Origin of the sequence: Alteromonas sp. OM2203, from assembly GCF_048517045.1 — a bacterium.
Classification (GTDB): domain Bacteria; phylum Pseudomonadota; class Gammaproteobacteria; order Enterobacterales; family Alteromonadaceae; genus Alteromonas; species Alteromonas gracilis.
Map to the genome: position 1 here is coordinate 638,187 of NZ_CP183209.1, position 19,352 is coordinate 657,538.

Annotated in this window: 16 protein-coding genes; 11 read left to right on the forward strand and 5 right to left on the reverse strand. The window is 44.6% G+C overall.

Going from position 1 to position 19,352, the window contains the following annotated elements:
• Positions 1 to 58 precede the first annotated feature (58 nt).
• The 3 genes from ACM0P2_RS02880 to ACM0P2_RS02890 all read left to right on the forward strand — a co-directional run bounded on the left by ACM0P2_RS02880 (position 59) and on the right by ACM0P2_RS02890 (position 4,177).
• Positions 59 to 2,554, forward strand: a complete 2,496-nt coding sequence (locus tag ACM0P2_RS02880; protein WP_173360127.1) for a TonB-dependent receptor — start codon at positions 59 to 61, stop codon at positions 2,552 to 2,554.
• Between the two features lie 440 nt (positions 2,555 to 2,994).
• On the forward strand, positions 2,995 to 3,618 hold the full coding sequence (locus ACM0P2_RS02885; protein ID WP_159119579.1) for a gamma-glutamylcyclotransferase: 624 nt from the start codon (positions 2,995 to 2,997) through the stop codon (positions 3,616 to 3,618).
• Positions 3,619 to 3,658: 40 nt separating this feature from the next.
• Complete coding sequence (locus ACM0P2_RS02890) at positions 3,659 to 4,177, forward strand: GNAT family N-acetyltransferase (protein ID WP_173360125.1); 519 nt, start codon at positions 3,659 to 3,661, stop codon at positions 4,175 to 4,177.
• Positions 4,178 to 4,235: 58 nt separating this feature from the next.
• On the opposite strand, the gene ACM0P2_RS02895 is transcribed toward ACM0P2_RS02890, so the two are convergent.
• Both ACM0P2_RS02895 and ACM0P2_RS02900 read right to left on the reverse strand, forming a co-directional pair.
• Complete coding sequence (locus tag ACM0P2_RS02895) at positions 4,236 to 4,844, reverse strand: peptidylprolyl isomerase (RefSeq protein ID WP_159119574.1); 609 nt, start codon at positions 4,842 to 4,844, stop codon at positions 4,236 to 4,238.
• Positions 4,845 to 4,893: 49 nt separating this feature from the next.
• Positions 4,894 to 6,126: a methyltransferase gene (locus ACM0P2_RS02900; protein WP_159119573.1), complete on the reverse strand. Its 1,233-nt coding sequence runs from the start codon at positions 6,124 to 6,126 to the stop codon at positions 4,894 to 4,896.
• A 297-nt stretch (positions 6,127 to 6,423) separates the two neighbouring features.
• On the opposite strand from ACM0P2_RS02900, the gene ACM0P2_RS02905 reads away from it, so the two are divergent.
• From ACM0P2_RS02905 to ACM0P2_RS02925, 5 genes are all read left to right on the forward strand, one after another.
• Positions 6,424 to 7,065, forward strand: a complete 642-nt coding sequence (locus tag ACM0P2_RS02905; RefSeq protein WP_105930780.1) for an alpha-ketoglutarate-dependent dioxygenase AlkB family protein — start codon at positions 6,424 to 6,426, stop codon at positions 7,063 to 7,065.
• A 6-nt stretch (positions 7,066 to 7,071) separates the two neighbouring features.
• Positions 7,072 to 7,392 carry a BolA family protein gene (locus ACM0P2_RS02910; protein ID WP_159119572.1) on the forward strand — a complete coding sequence of 107 codons (321 nt, stop codon included), beginning with the start codon at positions 7,072 to 7,074 and terminating at the stop codon, positions 7,390 to 7,392.
• A 34-nt stretch (positions 7,393 to 7,426) separates the two neighbouring features.
• Positions 7,427 to 8,128, forward strand: a complete 702-nt coding sequence (locus tag ACM0P2_RS02915; protein ID WP_236547151.1) for a phosphatase PAP2 family protein — start codon at positions 7,427 to 7,429, stop codon at positions 8,126 to 8,128.
• A gap of 55 nt (positions 8,129 to 8,183) precedes the next feature.
• Complete coding sequence (locus ACM0P2_RS02920; protein ID WP_173360126.1) at positions 8,184 to 8,804, forward strand: nucleotidyltransferase family protein; 621 nt, start codon at positions 8,184 to 8,186, stop codon at positions 8,802 to 8,804.
• 134 nt (positions 8,805 to 8,938) lie between these two features.
• Entirely contained in the window at positions 8,939 to 9,838 is a 900-nt protein-coding gene (locus ACM0P2_RS02925; protein WP_159119570.1) for a LysR family transcriptional regulator, read from the forward strand.
• A gap of 12 nt (positions 9,839 to 9,850) precedes the next feature.
• Here the strand turns inward: ACM0P2_RS02925 and ACM0P2_RS02930 are convergent, their stop codons facing one another.
• Positions 9,851 to 10,855 (reverse strand): L-threonylcarbamoyladenylate synthase, encoded by a 1,005-nt coding sequence (locus ACM0P2_RS02930; RefSeq protein WP_159119569.1) that lies wholly within the window; start codon positions 10,853 to 10,855, stop codon positions 9,851 to 9,853.
• Positions 10,856 to 11,075: 220 nt separating this feature from the next.
• Between ACM0P2_RS02930 and ACM0P2_RS02935 the strand changes: the two genes are divergently transcribed.
• Together ACM0P2_RS02935 and ACM0P2_RS02940 are read left to right on the forward strand one after the other, a co-directional pair.
• Positions 11,076 to 12,692 carry an NADH-quinone oxidoreductase subunit L gene (locus tag ACM0P2_RS02935; RefSeq protein ID WP_159119568.1) on the forward strand — a complete coding sequence of 539 codons (1,617 nt, stop codon included), beginning with the start codon at positions 11,076 to 11,078 and terminating at the stop codon, positions 12,690 to 12,692.
• On the forward strand, positions 12,692 to 15,103 hold the full coding sequence (locus ACM0P2_RS02940) for a DUF2309 domain-containing protein (protein WP_159119567.1): 2,412 nt from the start codon (positions 12,692 to 12,694) through the stop codon (positions 15,101 to 15,103). The genes ACM0P2_RS02935 and ACM0P2_RS02940 overlap by 1 nt, the downstream gene beginning before the upstream one ends.
• Positions 15,104 to 15,153: 50 nt before the next feature.
• Here the strand turns inward: ACM0P2_RS02940 and ACM0P2_RS02945 are convergent, their stop codons facing one another.
• Both ACM0P2_RS02945 and ACM0P2_RS02950 read right to left on the reverse strand, forming a co-directional pair.
• Positions 15,154 to 16,518: a nitrate regulatory protein gene (locus ACM0P2_RS02945; protein ID WP_159119577.1), complete on the reverse strand. Its 1,365-nt coding sequence runs from the start codon at positions 16,516 to 16,518 to the stop codon at positions 15,154 to 15,156.
• Between the two features lie 320 nt (positions 16,519 to 16,838).
• Positions 16,839 to 17,126, reverse strand: a complete 288-nt coding sequence (locus tag ACM0P2_RS02950; protein WP_014948232.1) for a hypothetical protein — start codon at positions 17,124 to 17,126, stop codon at positions 16,839 to 16,841.
• 434 nt (positions 17,127 to 17,560) lie between these two features.
• On the opposite strand from ACM0P2_RS02950, the gene ACM0P2_RS02955 reads away from it, so the two are divergent.
• Positions 17,561 to 19,126 (forward strand): SulP family inorganic anion transporter, encoded by a 1,566-nt coding sequence (locus tag ACM0P2_RS02955; protein WP_173360124.1) that lies wholly within the window; start codon positions 17,561 to 17,563, stop codon positions 19,124 to 19,126.
• Positions 19,127 to 19,352 lie beyond the last annotated feature (226 nt).

Below are 19,352 nucleotides of genomic sequence, written 5' to 3' on the forward strand. Positions count from 1 at the left end.
TGCTGAAAAATGTTATAACATCACTAAATAATGTTATAACATCCTCAGAGGAATACCCATGAAAATGCGTTCGCTGCTAAGTTTGTCCATAGCAGGGCTGTTAAGTGCGCCTGTGTATGCCACCACGGTAACAGGAAAGGTCACAGACACGGCAGGTCAGCCAGTCGCAGGGGCCGAAGTTAAAATAGAAGGTAGTCGCCGTGTAGCATACACTGACGAAAACGGTGTTTACCGCTTTGACGACGTAAAACAGCCACATATTCATCTACATGTTTACTCTTCCAACTATATCCACGGTGACAACGACTTAGGTGACGTAACTGCCGATCAAAACGTCGACTTCGTTTTAAAACCTTCATCGGTCGAAAATATTGTGGTTACCGCTAACGCACTTCAATCGTCGGTACTGGAATCGGTTACGCCAGTTACAGTCATCGGTGCTGAAAAATTACGTAAAATTGAAGCGCCAACGCTAGGTGAAACGCTTAAAAATGCCCCGGGGGTTCACAGTACCTATTTTGGCCCTGTATCTAGCAGTCCTGTTATTCGCGGTAACGATGGCCCACGTGTAAAAATTGTTCAAAATGGCTTGGATGTTTCTGACGTATCTCGTGTTGGGCCCGACCATAACGTAGCCACCACACTGTCAAGCGCCACTCAGGTGGAAATTTTGCGCGGCCCAGCGACGCTCCAATATGGCAGTGGGGCCATTGGCGGTGTAGTCAACGTGGTTGATAAGCGTATTCCTCAGTATCAGCTTGAAGGCGTTGAAGGCGAGGCTGAAACTAGCTACAGCACAGTAAACAATGGTTCTTACACCCGCGCCGATGTGACGGGTGGCAGTGGTAATATTGTTTGGCATGTAGATGGTTTTTATCGCGATACAGATAATGCAGATATTCCAGGTTTTGCGTCTATTGACCCGGATGAAGATGAGCCAAACGGTGTATTAGAGAGCAGCGCCATGAAAACAAGCAACATTGTTGCTGGTTTATCTTATGTGGCTGACGAGGGGTACTTCGGTTTCGCGGTTGAGCAGTTAGACAATGAATATGGTGTGCCTGGTCATAGCCATGCCCACGGTGAGGAAGAACACGACGAGCACGATGAAGATCTTGAAGGTGAAGATCACGATCATGAAGGGCATGATCATGAAGAGCATAGTGAAGAAGGTGTGTTGCTTGATGTGGATATGACTCGTTATCAAGCTGCAGGCGAGTGGCACTCTCCTGTACGTGGCCTAACAAACCTCAAATTTGCTGCTGCCTACACTGACTATGAACATGCGGAAATTGAAGACGGCGAGCCTGGTACCGTATTTACAAACGAATCGAGCGATATCCGCCTATCTGCTTATCACGAAGAAGTGAATGGTTGGCACGGGGTGTTCGGGCTACAGTTTAACCATAGCGATTACAATGCAGTGGGTGAAGAAGCCTTTACGCCAGCCAATACGACGTCTAGTTACGCGCTTTACATCGTTGAGCAGAAGAAAGTAGGTGACGTTACTTTTGAGCTTGGTGGTCGACTGGAGCGCACCACGTTGGACGCTGAAGCCAGTGAAGTGGAACTTGACGTATTGCATGAAGAGCATGAAGGCGAGGAACACGAGGGTGAAGAACACGATGAAGAGCATGAAGAGCACGCTGTTGCTTTCAACTTCCCAGACTATGACTTTACCAGCCTGTCGCTTTCAGCTGGCGCAAACTGGGAATACCAGGAAGGTCACTCAATTGCCGTTACATTGTCACGCAGCGAGCGAGCACCTAGTCAGCAGGAACTGTTCTCAGCGGGTCAGCACTTAGCAACCCAAAGCTACGAAGTAGGCTTGGTGTTTGATATGGACGAAGAGGGGCATATTGAAGAGGGCCTCAAAGGGGTAAAAGAAGAAGTAAGCACCAACCTAGACATTACTTTTCGTAAATTTACCGGAAGCTGGGGCTACAGTGCGTCTTTCTTCTACAATCAGGCTGATGACTATATTTTCCAAACAAGTACGGGGCTGATTGCACTTAGTGAGCACGAAGAACACGGCGAGCATGAGGACGAAGAGCTAGAAGGCGAGCTTGAAGGGCACGGACATGACGAGCACGGCGATGAAGAAGGCTTGCCAATCTATTACTTTCAGCAGGCTGACGCAGACATATGGGGCTTCGAAGCAGAAACTTACGTAGACCTGACTGACACGCTGCGCTTAACCGTGTTTGGTGACTATATTCGCGCGGAAGTAGAAGATGACAATCTTCCACGCACGCCACCGCTACGCTTTGGTAGTGAACTGAGCTATGTAAATGATGGCTTTAGCGCCGATGTGGGCTTTACGTGGTATGACGATCAAACTGAAGTGGCGTCATTCGAGACAGCTACAGACGGTTACACCTTGGTCAATGCCAGTGTGCAGTATGAGTTTGGTGCTCAAGGTATCGATTGGGTTGTATTTGCCCGTGGTGAAAACCTTACTGACGAAGAGGCACGCGTGCATACATCTTTCTTGAAAGACCAAGCGCCGCTTCCAGGTAGAAACTTCACTATGGGTGTAAGAGCGTTGTTTTAACCAAACAAGTCCCTTGCGAAAAAATAAAGGCGATGCATTGAGGAGACTCAGTGCATCGCCTTTCTCGTTTTAGACCAAGAAAAAATGCACTGATTGTTTATTTTTCCTGTAAAACTAAACCTTGATAAAAGCGTAGCATACCAATCCGCATAGATAATTACCCACTCAGCGAGAGTTAAAATGTTCGTAATCGCGGCGTGTTACCGCAGGTATAGTGGCTCTACATCAAGGTGACACAACAAAGAGTACGGACATTTTAAACTCGCCCTTCGGGAAGGTCTGGCAAGCTTCCTAGCTTCATTCTGGGAATTTGAAAGGGAACAGCCATTCCGGCATTCCCACGCTTCGCTAGGAAACTCGCCAGCGCCTTCTGAGTGGGCACTTATCTATGCGGATTGGTATTATGAACATCTGAAACTGGCTACGGAATAGAGGTGACAATGATTGAATTGGCGAGTTGGCTAAATACTCAAAGTGAAAAACACATGGTGTTAGGTTATGGAAGCTTGCTAAGTAAAGAGAGTCGAGAGCGCTACTCGAACATTTTCACAAAAGGGATCCCTGTAACGGTTTCAGGCTTTGAACGGGCGTGGGTAACGCGTAGTCTTCAAGAAAAACAGACTTACGTTGGCGCATTGGCCAACTCGCACAGCAAATTAAATGCCCAGCTCATACCTACCCTTATTAACCCTGCCTTACAGGAGCGAGAAAAAGATTATCGGTTTGTTGAGGTAAGTCCCAGCGCGCTTAATTTTCACCTTCATGAACCCGATGAGTCTTCGTTGATAGACAATGTGCTGTCTCAATTCACCTTCTGGATTTGTGAAACCCTAGCGTGCGAACCAGCAAGTGAAGAATTTCCCGTTCACCAGACGTACGTTGACACCTGCTTGGCCGGCTGTTTAGAACACGGTGGCATTAAAGAAGTTGAGCGTTTTGTAACTCATACCTCGCTGTGGGAGCATCCAAGGGTAAATGACAGGGCAAAACCGAATTATCCGCGGGCGGCAAAAGTGAATAATGAAGCTATCAAGCGCATAGACAATATTTTAGCAAAGGGCTAGTGTTTATAAATAACGAAAGCGCTCATGCGAAAGGTTCATTGTGAATACAAATAGCTCTATTTTTACAAGGAATGATATTACATTGCGGCCCCTTACTTTCGACGATAAGCAGTGGGTACTTGCGCTTCAGCAGGACCCGTTATGGCTTAAATATATTGGAAGTAAAAATGTCAATACACTAGACAATGCGTGCGATTATATCGGCAGAACAAATGCGCAAAGAGAAGAGTGGGGATATGGCCTGCTTGCCGTTGAGGCGACAGACACGAAACAGCCTTTGGGCGTTTGTGGGCTATTTAATCGTTTTGCGTTTGAGTGTCCTGATTTAGGCTTTGCTATGCTGCCAGAGGCAAGAGGTCGTGGCATATGTTATGCGGCATGTCAGTGCGTTATAGCCTGGTCTGCTTCCGAAGGATATCGCTTTTTAACCGCGATGACCCACCCAGAAAATATGGCATCGCAAAGGCTTTTACAACGTTTAGGATTCAAAAAGCTGGGATTTTACTTCGATAAAACCTTCCCAAAGCAGCATTTGTTTAGGCTGGATTTACAGCCATAAAGGAACGTCCTCTATGGCTGTTTTTTTCAAAAGTTCTTACCGTAATTTTGCCCTAGCGTTACAACGGCGGTAGCACGGTCATTTTTTTAATAATGATTGGTTCAATCGGAACGTTATTCGCGTTTAAGCGGATTGAGTATTCGGTTTCTACTTCCGACATGGCATCAACAATATCTTCACCGTCCACAATCACGCCAAACACTGCGTAGCCCCAATCTCTGCCCGGGTTTAAGCTACTGTTGTCATTTACGTTAAAGAAAAACTGACGATTTGCCGTATGCGGGTCACCCTGTCTCGCCATTGCTATGGTGTGTAGGTCGTTGGTCAAACCGTTACCAGACTCGTTAAAGATATCGGGGAAATTTGATTTGCCATTGAAGTCGGTCGTATAACCGCCACCTTGCACCACAAAGCCCGGCACAATGCGATGAAAAATGGTGTCTTCATAAGCACGCTTATCTACATAGCGAAGGAAGTTATTTACCGTAATGGGCGCACGTCTTCTGTCCAGTTCTACCACGATATCACCCATGGTAGTTTCAATCTTTACCCGTGGATAATAGTTATCTGGCTGAACCTGAGAGCCATCGTCTTTCTTTGCCATAGCTGCTGAACTGCTGCCTATCAACATAACGACCGTTAGCAGTGGTAAAAGTATTTTTCTCATAAAAATGCCTTTAAATTTAATCCTTAATTCGCGTATTTCTTTTTCGCACCTAGCGTTTCGCAGTGCCTAAGATAACGAACTTTTTATCGCTCGCAAGTACCTTGGCACCACCGAACAATTTTTTAAGTTTAATGTGATAGTCCAGGTGCCGGTTACCCACCACAACAAGATGCCCACTTTTTATAAGCAATTCTCGTGAATCGGTGAACATCTGCCATGCAATATGATCGGTAATGGCGTTTTGTTGATGAAACGGTGGGTTACACAATATTTTGGTAACAGCGGGTTTGTATTCACGCTGCAGAAGGGTTTCTAAACAGTTACTTGCCACAAATTCACACTGATCGATCTTATCTGGAAAGTTATTGAGCACGTTTAGTCTTGCGCTCTCTAACGCCATATAAGACTCATCCACAAATATAACCTTGGCATCCGGCGCAAGAGACAATGCATTGACGCCCAATACGCCATTACCGCAACCTAAATCTACCACCACGTCATTAGCACTTATCGTCATGTGCTCTAACATAATGCGCGCACCAATATCTAATGACTGACGTGCAAATGTGTTGGCTAGGTTATCTATGTTTAGCGTTATACCTGTTGTGCTTTTACACTGCCAGCGGGTAGGGTAAGGCGAGTCAGCCTGCTTTAAAGATGGTCGAGGCGAAGCGAAAATTAGCCGCGATTTCTTTTTTGCAAGAGAAGTGGTTGTGGGGCCAATATATCGCTCAAAAAGGTTGAGCACAGATTTTGTGATGGCTTTTACTTTGCCCGTCGCGATGATCTGAGTGTCAGGTGTAATATATTTCTGTAAGTCAATAAGCTGCTGTTCTAGCAGCGCAAGTGCACGTGGGACTTTTACTACAATAATTTGGGGAGCTTCTGCTGGAGAAAACGTTGAACTTTCAACACTGGTAAGTGTTTGCACAGGAGCCGTTTTTAGCGCCTCTGATTTATCATTATCTGATGTATCTAATAATTGGTTAGCTTTTAGGTTCTCGTGTAAAGAACGCAATGATATGTAAGAGTCAGATACCCAGTAAGGCGCTAAATGCGAGAACCAGCAGCCTAACGCACCAAAATCATCGTTAAAGATCATCATTGAGCCATCACTTTCACCGGTACCGATTGGAAAAGCTCCTTCACTCAATAACGATTCAATGTGCTCAATAATGAGTTCGTCGGCACTATCCCAAGCCTGAAGGCTTATATGTTGATGCTTTTCAGGGTAGCGAATAAGTGAGAATTGTCGGTCGGCAAAAATAAATTCTGTATTCATTAGCGTCTGTATTTTAGGAAAGGCTCACGACATTCACTAAAGCGAATGTGCATTTGATGAATTATAAGTGTGTATCTTATCATACCCTCGGTAGCACTCTAGCCAATAACTGCTGCTGTTTTACTGAAGCATGCCGGAATGAAAGACATTTCCTGAATCAGCGAAAGGATGGGAGGTCAAAAAATCAATCCACTTACACGGTGCTTGCGTATTTAGCAGCATAAAGTTAAGCATAGATAACACTGACTTTCATTATTAAGCTAAGACTAAGCACCAAGGGAAGCGAAAAACGTACGTATGCAATACTCTCTATTTGAGGCACCCCGAAACGAAGCGTCGCCTTATAAACTGCCATTATCCGAGGCTGATGTTAGGTACTTTCCCAGTGCATTGTCGCAAGATGACGCAGATAGCTTCTTTGCCTTGTTAAAAAATGAACTTCCTTGGCAACAGGACACGATTAAGTTATTTGGAAAGTCGGTAAAAATACCGCGCTTACAAAGCTGGCATGGCGACCCAGAGTGCACCTATACCTACTCTAATTTAACCATGGCGCCAAACCCATGGACGAAGAGTCTTTCGTCAATAAAAGCAAAGTGCGAGGCTCTGTGTGCACAAAGTTACGGCACACGGTTTAACAGTGTTCTTGCTAACTGGTATCGAGATGGTAAAGACAGCATGAGCTTTCATTCTGATGACGAGCCTGAGTTAGGCATGAACCCTGTTATTGCTTCAGTGACGTTAGGTGAAGCAAGACCGTTTGTCTTTAAACATAAAGAAACAAAAGAAAAGTATACGCAAGTACTTGAGCACGGCAGCGTATTGATTATGGCAGGAGCAACACAAAGCCATTATGTACATGGTATTGCGAAGACGGCTAAGCCTATCGGTGGTAGAATTAACCTTACATTTCGACATCTTATTCAAAGAGCAAGGTAAGCCAAAATGCAAGTAAAAACGTTTCTTGAGTCAACTATTGAAACAGCACTTAGCCCGAGTTATTTAGAAGTGGTTGATGAAAGTTTTATGCATAATGTGCCCGATGGGGCGCAAAGCCACTTTAAAGTGACAGTGGTGAGTGATGCCTTCGAAGGAAAACGACTGATTGCCAGGCATAGAGAAATCAACGGCCTTGCTGCTGAGGCGCTACAAGGGCCGGTACATGCGTTAGCACTTCATACATATACACCCTCCGAGTGGGAAGCGCGTGGCGGACAGCCTCTAACTTCTCCTGATTGCCTCGGTGGGAGCAAGTACAAAAAATAACGCTTTTTATCGTAACGATTGGAAGTGGAACAGAATGAGTGAAATGGAAAGCAGCGATATGAAAAATAGCGGTACGTTTGCCCCGTACGTCGATTTTATTAAGACCCCAGCCATTCAAGTATTATTCTTGGGAACTGGTTTTTTACTTGTGATGCTCTTTGTTTATATGGGCGTGCTAACGTCTTTTGACAACAGCGTATTTGAAGCGCTTAGTACCCTTGGTAGTGTGGAAGGCTGGCGGGGCGATGTGCTTAGAGATACCACAGCGCTAGGCAGCAATACGGTGCTTATTTTCGTGGTGGTATCAGTCGCTGGAGCCTTGGGCATGGCGGGAGAGAAGAAAAAGGCGTTAACGTTTGTTAGTGCTGTAGCAGCGGGAATTGCGATGACATTTTTACTAAAAGCAGGTATCGATAGGCCGCGTCCATCGCTTACCATGCAGCATGTTGATGTGTACACGCAAAGCTTTCCATCGGCGCACGCTACGCTATCTACCCTGGTATACTTCTATCTGGCGAATTTACTCACGCAATTATCGCAAAGTACGAAAGTGCGAATATGGATTTATGTTGCCACCGCCTTCCTGGTGTTTTGTATTGGGCTGAGCCGCGTTTTACTCGGTGTGCATTGGCCGAGTGATATTATCGCAGGATGGTTTGCCGGTGGAAGCATGGCGGCGTTTTGCTTTTATGTTATTAAGTGGAAACGCAAACTGCGTATCAAACGTGAAGCCTAAACAAGATGAGTTGTGTAAACGACTCGGTGAGATAATCAAGCGCGATCCCTTTAAAATGCGGTGCCTTCGTGCCTTACGTACCCTTGCATTACCACAAGGGTATATTGGCGCAGGGTTTGTTCGAAATGCCATTTGGGATGAACTACATCAAAAGGTTTCGCCTACCCCACTAAATGATATCGATGTCGTTTACTTTTGCGATAAAGTTACTATACCCAACAGTAGCGCTGAATATAAAAGCACAAAAGAATCACTTTCCCAATTAGATTTTTACCATGAAGCGCTATATGCAATTAAGTCGCAGGAGCAATTGTTTCAACATGAACTCTCCCGCCTCGTACCACACGCTAACTGGCAGGTTAAAAACCAAGCGCGTATGCATCTGGCACATAATCACTCTGCTTATCGAAGTTGTCATGACGCCATTTCATATTGGATAGAGAAGGAAACCTGCGTAGCGGTTCGCCTCTTAGCGAATGATGATGTAGACATAATCTGCCCCTTTGGCTTAGAAGCAAACTTTGCTGGAACGATAAGTATTAATCCCAAATATCCAAGGTCTGATGTTTTTGAACAGCGAGTAAGGTCTAAAAATTGGCTTAAGACTTGGCCTTTGTTGAAGGTAGTTAAAAAACACATGCGAAATTGTAAAGGTCTACTTCAGCGAAATGAATGAGCGAAAGCCACGGCTTTTCCTTTATAATCTTTATATTAGAAAGGCTGCAGCCTTTTGATTTATTGTATATTATGAGCGTCAGTAAACGTTTTGTTTAACGTGGTTATTTTGCTTAAGTTATTAGGGTTTTGTACATGGCTAGAATGAACTATCACCACCTTTACTATTTCTGGCGTGTAGCAAATACCGGGAACCTCACTCAGGTGGCAAACGAGATTCACTTGTCTCAGTCTGCAATTTCAGCGCAACTTAAACAATTCCAAGAGAATTTAGGTGTAACCTTACTGAAAAGAGAGGGGCGAAAGTTAATACTTACCTCTCAAGGGAAGCAGGTTTTAGAGTATGCGGATGAAATATTTTCAAAGGGAGAAGAGCTAGAAAACCTGATAAATAAAGGTATTCCCTCTCAGTCCAGCCATGTGGCTATTGGTGTTCTTTCTAACTTATCGAGAAACTTTGTAGAAAGCTTTACTTTGCCATTAATAAACGACAAATTTACCACTTTCTCGTTGCAGACGGCTGGCTTAAGTAATCTTCTTGACGGTCTATCTAGCTTTCGCTTCGATATTATTCTTACGAACCACAATATAGAGCTAGGTCAACAAAAAGGCATTTGGCACAGTGAATTAGTCTCTCGACAAGCTATTGAAATAATTGGACCGGCAAAACCCCGAAAAGCAAGAAAATTTCCTCAGAGCTATGCTGATGCCTCGTGGGTCCTTCCTTCGCAAAACAGTGAAATACGCTCGGCCTTTAGTATTGCTTGTGCTCGAGCACAATATACGCCCAACGTAAAAGCTGAAACTAACGATATGGCAATGCTGAGGCTTCTCGCGAGAGATAGTGGCGCTTATTCTGTAATGCCGTCTGTTGTTGTTCGAGACGAAGTTGCCAATGGTCTTCTTTATGTTCAGCAGAGTTTACCAGATGCATACGAGCATTTTTATGCTGTAACACTCGCTAAAAAGAAAATAACACCCCAAGTTCAAAAGCTCATTGATAACGCCAAAAGCGACATCACGGTTATGACGTAATAGATAGAACCGCTATCTAGCCACGACTCGGCCTATTCGATTGTTTATCGCTAACCACGAGTTATCGCTAGGCGTTTCCTCTAAATATATACAGCGTAAACTCTGCATATCGAGTTGATAAAGAGACGAGTAGAAATGCGCACTGTACTTAGCGGGATCTCTAGGTAGTCGCAATACATTGCAGTTTTTACTTTTCACATTTACTGAATCAGCCGTGTGGGAAATCACCCCTTCATCAGCACGAAGCTGCATTTTGGACAACGCCTCTGTTGAAAGTAATTGCACAGGGGTGTTCGGCTGGTAGTGTTGTTTGGCGCTACCGGGTACGGTCACACCTAAGTTGTCGGCATACTTAACAGGCTCGCTCAGCGCTTGCTCTATCATCAAATCATCGATAGGTCCGGGGCGAACAATAGTGGGAATGGGTGTCGTAATATCTAAAATAGTCGATTCGATACCAACACCTGATTGGCCACCATCTACAACGGCAGCAATACGTCCGTCTAGTGATCTCAAAACATGCTCTGCACAGGTGGGGCTAATGAATTTATATTTGTTAGCAGAGGGGGCTGCCAAGCCTTTTTTCGTAGCCCGGATTAGCGACATAAAGTTTTCACTTGCAGGAGCTCGAAGCACAATAGTGTCGTGGCCGCCCGTCACTTTATCTGATACCCAATGCTGCTTTTTCAACAACAAAGACAAGGGGCCAGGCCAAAAAACGTCTGCTAACTTGTACGCAATATCCGGTATGTCTTTGGCCCAATGTGACATGTCATCAACGCTTTCAATATGCACTATCAACGGGTTATCAGCAGGTCTACCTTTTGCTTCAAATACTCTTCCAATTGCATCTTCGTTCGTTGCGTCGGCTGCTAGCCCGTAGACAGTTTCGGTTTTTAAAGCAACGCATTCACCTTGCCTTATAAGCTCCGCAGCAGTAGCAACGTCTTTTGGAAAGCGCAGTACAGAAGTTTTGTAATTCATGAAGTTCTCAGCAGTTTTTTCTAAGTGCATCATGCAATGTCTTTAAAATTAATCAAAATGGATTATTTAAATGAAAATGATATATATTTTAGAACTATAAAATTAACAAATTCCCCTAATTTTCTGAATATAAATGATTTTATCCGTGAGTTAATTTTAACAATTAAATTAAATAGAATGAATTTGTTATAATTATATATTTTTTATAATTACTTGGGCGTGCTCTACTTCAAGGCAGGAAAAGGAGGATTGCATGTCGTCTCAAACAAGTTCATTTTTACTAATTTTACTACCGCTATTTTTGACTGCCATGTCATGGTTCAGCGGCTCGAAGAACACAGTATTTTCAAAGCTATACGTTGAGCGAGTGGCGATTTGGGGCACCATAGCACTATTTTCGCTCTCTCTTCTGGTGGGGCTATTTTCACCAGCCTCACCCAGCCTCGATAGTATGATAGTGACACTCTCGCCAGTGAAATCCGCAGTTATCTTAACAGTAGTTATCATTGGTGTGATTTTAATGCGATTCTCAAGAAACTATTTTGTGGGCGAAGCATGTTATCCTCGATTCTTAAAATGGATGCAGCTAACCTTGGCATCAGTTGTGGTAACAATACTAGCTAATCACTTTGTGATCTTTTGGTTAGGTTGGCTCTCGGTTAGTCTTTCTCTGCACAGGTTGTTACTTCTTTATCCGGAAAGGTCGCGAGCAGTTGTGGCGGCTCACAAGAAGTTCATACTAGCCAGAGCATCCGAGTTGCTGATGGCTGGCGCGTTTATTCTTTTATATAGCGCTTTTGACACGCTATATATCAACGACATTTTTACACTTATAAGTAATGCCTCTGCCGGTGAAGCAAACGGCGTTGTCGCTTTAACTCTCAGTGCGCAGCAATCCTCTTACTCACTATTTGCAGCATGCCTTATTTCGTTTGCCGCACTAATTAAGTGTGCCCAATTACCTGCACATGGGTGGCTAATTAATATTGTTGAAGCACCAACACCTGTCAGCGCATTACTTCACGCAGGCGTTATTAATTTAGGGGGATACCTCTTATTAGCCTTCGCACCGCTAATTTCACTTTATTCTGAAGCCCAGTGGATATTGGGTATTGGAGCAGGCCTAAGCGTATTTTTCAGCGCATTAGCAATGACCACCCGTGTCACGGTTAAGGTTCGCCTTGCGTGGTCAACGTCGTCACAAATGGGACTAATGCTTATAGAATGTGCCCTTGGGCTTTATGCGCTCGCGTTAATTCACCTCGTTGCCCACTCGTTTTATAAGGCATACGCGTTTTTAAACTCAGGTTCAGCGGTTTATGAAGCACTTGAGCATGATATCAGTGCACAGCGAACACCTACATTTGCGGATTGGTTAAACGCGCTGTTCGTTACCTCGCTGATAGTACTAGCAAGTTTCTCACTCACCGAGTATCAAGGCCCTGCAAGCCCTTGGGTTCTCGTTACCTTAGCGTTTACTGCTTACATTGCCATGCGAACCGCAACGTCGGATCAGACTCAGCTCTATATCCTAGTGGGTGTTTCAATTGGCTTGGTTACTCTCTACAGCTACGTTAAAGCCTTTGTTGCTGAAACGATTCTTTATCGCTACCCGCAGCCAGCTGACATGTTCTCACCCGTTGATACATGGGTGGTGAGCATTATTGCAGCACTTTTTATTATTCATTTAGTCATGCTTTCCTACGGGCACAAAAAAACAGTGCAACAGTTTAAGCAATTGCTTTTCGGTGGGCTTTACCTTGATGAATGGTTTACCAAGATCACACTTAAAATTGCCCCAGTTACACTTAGGCAAAACACAGGAAAGCGTCAGAAATCAGCGTCAATTACACAGATAGGGAGCAAATAATGGCAATCGTATCTCTCAATACGTCGAGTCTTGATGAAAAGCGTATCCAGCGAGCGGCAGCAGAAGCCTGTGGCAGTGTCGCGCCTAATTTTCCTCTCGATAAGCTAATTGCGGTAAACCCCTTTTGGAAGCTTATCGACAAGCCTTTTCAAGATGTATCGGCAAGGGTTCATGCACTCACGGGTATTACTGCATTGATGCCCGCATCTTACTGGCTTGACCTTTATAAAGAAGGCGCTATTTCAGATAAAGCCATAGAGCATAGTTTGGCGCAATATGATGTTGGCGTAAATAAAGATATATTTATTGCGTCAATGGAAAATGAACGCTCTGCTGTGACCTTACCTTTGCTTACGAAACACTTCGACGCTTATCGCAGCAATAATGAAATGACATGGGAAGAAGAATGTATATTTCAGATAAGTCAGTTTTGTGCTGCCTATTTTCAGCACGAATCACCGTTAGTGCAAATTGAGGGAAATACTCCTGCAAATACCCTTTATAAAAGCTGGTTGAACGGTCTTAAACACGATAGTGGTATTAGCGTTTTAATGAATACGAAGAGCCTGAAAAAAATATTTAGTTCTTTGCCGAGTGACGTTGATACGCTGTTAAAAGAAGCAGTAGATGAGCTAAACATTTCTTCACAACACGCTAAAGATTATTTTTATGCGCTGATTATGAACCTAAACGGTTGGTCCTCTTATATCGCATATAGAACGTGGCTTAAGGAGTGCAATGAACTGCAAGGTTTATTAGCTATCCGTTTGGCGTGGGAGCTCATTGTTTATCGCTATTATCGTGAATTTGATAAGGATAAAGCACAGCAGGTTCATGTACGTTTTGGCTTTCTCATTAGACAGTTAGCTTCACGCATAGCGCGGCAAAAAGAGGCCGAGCGGGGGCTTTGGGTGATGATGTATGCCTATGAATATGAGCAACAACAGCGTCTTCAATCTAAGCTAACTTCTGCGTCACCAGCAAAGCAGCTTGCTCCCGACACGCAAGCAATATTTTGTATCGATGTACGCTCAGAGGTAATACGTCGAACGCTAGAATTAAAAAGCCCCACAATAAAAACTATGGGCTTTGCAGGCTTTTTCGGAATGCCCATTTCTTATGCGCCAAAGCACACTGATGCCGAAAGACCCCAGTTACCCGGGCTTCTCTCACCGCAGCTTAGAGTGAATGAGAAGAATGTGGTTGCCCATAGAGCTGAGATGACGCAACATCGAGCGATGTGGCATAAATGGAGTAAATCGCCTCTTGGCAGTTTCTCAATGGTTGAGTCAGCAGGCTGGTGGTACGCCTTCAAATTGCTGAAGAACACCTTGCTTCCATCAAGCAAAGAAAATCCAATTAACGCCCTAAGTCACCATTGCGAATGGGAAATTAGTAATAAAGAAGGCCCTATTGGCCTTGAGGATAAAGTTGCTCTAGCGGCCGGTGCGCTAAAAATGATGGGAATATCCATATTCGCACCAACGGTTTTACTGGTTGGTCATGGGAGTAAATCAAGAAATAATTTGCATGCGGCTGGCCTTGACTGTGGCGCGTGCGGAGGTCAATCCGGCGAAGTAAATGTTAGGGTACTTGCTCAGTTGCTCAACGACAGCGACGTGCGTAAATCGCTTATAGCAATGGGCTATAAAATTGCTGGCAATACACGATTTATTCCCGCTTTACACAATACCACAACCGACGATATCGAGTGTTTCGATAGCCCTGTTCCAGAGAAACTTAAAAACTTGCTTATTGATGCAAAGCACCAAGCGCAAAAGGAACGCGCGAAACACTACAGTAAAAATCTGCCGTTTGAATCCGATAAAAAGCGTAATCAACGCTTTCAACACAGAGCGAGTGATTGGTCACAGGTTCAGCCCGAATGGGGGCTTGCTGGGAATTCCTCGTTTATTATTGGGCCAAGAGGCAGGACCCGTGGCGTTGATCTTGAAGGGAAGACCTTCCTGCATGACTATGCGTGGCAAACAGATCGAGACTCATCGATATTGGAAACTTTAATGACGGCGCCCATGATTGTGACGAATTGGATTAATAGCCAATACAACGCGTCTGTAGCAGACAACAACAAGCTAGGCAGCGGCAATAAGGTCCTGCATAACGCACTTCACAATAATATTGGGGTTTTCGAAGGTAACTCCGGTGACTTGCGTATTGGTTTGTCAAAACAATCGCTTTACAACGGTCAACGATGGGTTCATCAGCCTGAACGTCTAAGCGTTTACATTGTGGCCCCGAATACGAAAATTTATGACATTGTTCAAAAGCACAAAATGCTGCAGGACCTTGTCAATAACGACTATCTATATTTGTTCAGTTGGGAACACCCTGCTGTCATAGAGCGCTTATATAAAGGGAAATGGTACAAGTCGCACGGCTTGAGTATGTAAAAAAGTATTGTGTGTAGGAGTAGTGACAAGGATGTCTTTTATCCTATTATCTACCTTTTTCGAGGCCCATTTGCTGAGGGGCGTTGTGCGCTTTTGGCGGCAATATTTACTATCTTAGCGGCAATGGCCGCGATGGTTGTATTTTCGCTCATGGCTTGTTTTTGCAGTCGGCGATACGCAGTGTTTTCGCTTAGCTCAAATTGCTCCATCACGACCAGCTTTGCTCGGCTTATCAGCTTCTGATCTTGGATTGCTCGCTTAGCTTCTTCGAGTTCTCGTCCCATGTCTTCTATGTGTTGGGCTTGTGAACGCAGTAAATCATAAAAAGAGCGGTGTGCAGATAACGTTTTTGTCTGCTCGCTGAGTGAAAGCGTTTTGTTTTCGTCTTCTTTCGTGTCTTCCGCTAAGCCCGGCATGCTTGGGTCGAACAATAAGGTAAGTGGTGAGCCATCAGTAGCATGCTCATCATTGAAGCGCGTAAGGAGTTGTTGGTGGTTCGCCATTTCATGTTTTGCCTCGGCTACTTTATTGTTGGCCTGCTGTGTCAGGGCTTCGGTGAGCGCAACCTCGATAGTCTGCATTGCATCAATACGACGTGTTGCCACATCAAACCAAACTTCTGATATTTCACCGGCAATGGGGCTGCCGTCACTAAGTTGTGCAATCATATTTCTAAGCTGCGTGATATTAATTGTTGCAGGGCTCTTGTTTAACGCATCGAGTGCGTCTTTGTGCGGTTCACAACTGAACTCACTAAAAATACTGAAGTGTTGGTCTTGGGCCTGTTGAAGTGCTGTAAGCTTTTCGCACAGGCGCGCATCAAAATGGGTTTCCGCAAAACCTATTGCGCCCCACGCGCGTTCTTGCCCTGCATACTCTTTAGCCTGCATAAAATTAAATAAGGCAACCAGTAAGCGTGTAATTGTCGGGTCGCTCGCGATATCCGCAGCTTCAAAAATAACAGTAAGTAAACTAGCCACCAGACGGCTGTAAGCGCGCGTAGATTCAAGCGGTGTTAGCTGCTGTTTGCTCACTTGCTCTCTCAAGCGAGGCAAATAGTCTGTAGCCTGCATAGCGAGTGTAATGCTGCTCAGCAAACGCGGGTTACCTGTGATGATCTCATCAGTCAGATACAAGGCTTTTAATTGGCTTTTCAGCATGGATTCCGCTTGTTCGCTGGCAGTAACATATTGCATTCGCTCTCTGCCATAGCGCTCGCCTTTTGAAGCAAGAAAGATATTGCTGGCCCCGCGCTCTTTTTGTAATTCATGAATGAGTTCACGAACCGCAATGACAATACGACAGTTGCTAGAAAGCTGCTCAAGCACGGTGATTTCAGCGACCTTAGCCGCTAACAAAAAACGCTTAGTCGCGTCGCTACAAAGTGCAATGGTCGGTTCAGGTTCATGAAGCATATTAAGGCCTGCTGCTTGTTGGCAAATACGTTTCGCATTTATCTCGATAGATGCGTTTTTATGCGGAAACCATGTTTGAAACTCTTCGTTCTTCAATTTAAGCAACAAGCAACACTTATGCCCTGTTTATTAGAATTAATGAAGATAAATGCCAGAGTGAACAAAAACGCTCTGAATGCTGATATCTAGCGGCATCCGGTGTGGCTGAAACTTTTACTTAAGGTAACTTTATAAGGGGGCGGGAAGGTGAAAGACGTCGGGAAGAAAGAGGCTGCGCCAAAATGGTGCAGCCTTGCAAATTATGTGGTTTTACTTCCAGATTAGTTTCTGACTACGCGAAGAAACCAGCCCACAAACAGCGAAATCAAAAAACCGAAGAAGGCAATCATTGTGGTGATGGTTAACATTTGCCCAGAAAAATCAGCATTCTCGCCAGTGTGCTCGCTAACCAGCATTCCTGATGCTTTAAAAATAAACAATGCCGCTACAGAAAATAGTAAAATTACGGCGGTCGACATGATAGTGGCTTTCCAATAAGCCTTCGGCGACATCCAATGAATAGCGCCTGCCACTAGCACGCACAAAATAGTCAGAATATAAGGTACCACTTTAACTCCTCGTTGAATAAGACATGTGCCTTATTGCGACGTCTTATCGTAGCCCCGTATTAGAAATCGAAGCGTATTGAACGACGCGGTTGATAAAAACCATTATACGATGCCATGTACGATGCAATTTGTCAGCATTCGCTATTAAATTAAGCCCTGAAACCGTACATGAAATATTGACAAGCTCACAGCATAAGGAAGGGGGCAAAGAGCCCTGCGCTTATCACGTAAATGCCGAGTAGTTCGGGCTGGGGCCTGTTGATCTTTGCTGTACATCAACGTTCAACAGGCCCTAGTAACAATCTATTAAAAGATTTTAAGCGACAATGATGATAGAATCGCCGAAAAAATCTCCTACCTACTTGGTGTTCTGCTATAGCGCGGTGTACGCCATGGTGGGTTGTTGTGTTTAACATCTTAGCTTCTGAGAGAACATGTTCGATTTAATTACCAGTAAAGACAGCAACGTTAAAAACGACGTGCTATCAGGTATTACCGTGGCGCTTGCCTTGGTCCCTGAAGCCGTAGCATTTGCATTTGTAGCAGGCGTAGAACCAATGATTGGTCTTTATGCGGCTTTCATGATGGGCTTAATCACTTCCGCTATTGGTGGGCGACCAGGAATGATTTCTGGTGCTACCGGCGCCATGGCCGTTGTAATGGTGGCACTGGTTGCCCAACACGGCGTGCAATATCTATTCGCCGCGGTTATTTTAGCCGGCTTACTGCAAATTATGTGCGGTATATTCAAGCTCGGAAAGTTCATCCGCCTGGTGCCATATCCGGTAATGCTAGGCTTCGTAAATGGTTTGGCGATCGTAATTTTCTTGGCGCAATTAGGCCAGTTCAAAGTCACTAACGCTACTGGTGAGTTACAGTGGATGGAAGGTACATTACTTTATTGGATGCTAGGTCTTGTGGCGTTAACCATGGCCATAATCTATTTGTTGCCTAAGCTAACTAAAGCCGTACCTGCGTCGCTTGTAGCGATTGTTACGGTGACGTTGTTAGTACACGGTCTCGACTTAGAAGCACGCACGGTAATCGACTTTGTTCGTGACTTGTTACCTGCTGATCAGCGCGATAGTGCAACGCTAGCCGGTGAACTGCCTAGCTTTGCTATTCCTATGGTTCCGTTCACCTGGGAAACTTTTATGATAGTACTACCAACCTCAGTGATTCTTTGCTTGGTCGGTCTTATTGAATCGCTTCTTACCCTTTCATTAATTGATGAAATGACGGACACCCGCGGTCGAGGCAATAAAGAGTGTGTTGGCCAAGGTGTTGCAAATACCGTTAACGGTTTCTTTGGCGGTATGGGCGGTTGTGCCATGATTGGTCAAAGCATGATCAATATAAACTCTGGCGGCCGTGGTCGCTTATCCGGTATTACTGCTGCACTTGTACTATTGGGCTTCATTCTATTTGCTGCACCGCTTATTGAAATGATCCCGCTTGCTGCTCTTGTTGGCGTGATGTTCGTCGTAGTTATCGCTACCTTCGAATGGGCGTCATTCAGAATTATTCGCGGCGTAAACAAAGAAGATGCCTTTGTGCTATTTCTAGTGACAGGCGTTACGGTTATTGCCGACCTTGCCATTGCGGTGGTTGTGGGTGTTATCGTTTCAGCCCTAGTATTTGCATGGAAACACGCTCGCCATATCGAAGCGAAGTCGCACATTGATAACGACGGCTGGAAAGTCTATGAACTAGATGGCCCACTTTTCTTTGGCTCGGTATCGCATTTCAAAGACTTGTTTGATATCGCTAACGACCCTAACGATGTAGTTATTGACTTTAAAGACTCACGTATTTGGGATTCATCAGGTATCGATGCACTAGATACCCTTGCAGATAAATACGAAGAGCAGGGTAAAAAGCTTCACATTCGTCACATCAGCGATGAGTGTCGTTCACTGCTTCGCAAGGCCGACAAATTTGTTGAAATTAACGTAGTTGAAGACCCTCGCTACCGCGTAGCGACGGATAAACTCGCCTAAGTTATTTGATAGCGCTTAATGCACCAAGTAAACACAGTTTTGCGTTTGTTTGGTGCAGTTGTGAAGTCTGTATAATGCTTGTTTTACGGTAAATTTAATAAAACCAATGAATTACGTTTTTGGCACTGAACTTGGATAGCTATAAACGTAAAGTGTGTTTTGGTGATTTGTGTCAATCGCTGAAAATTGTGTGATTTATAACACTCCGTAAAATGTGTTAGCTAGA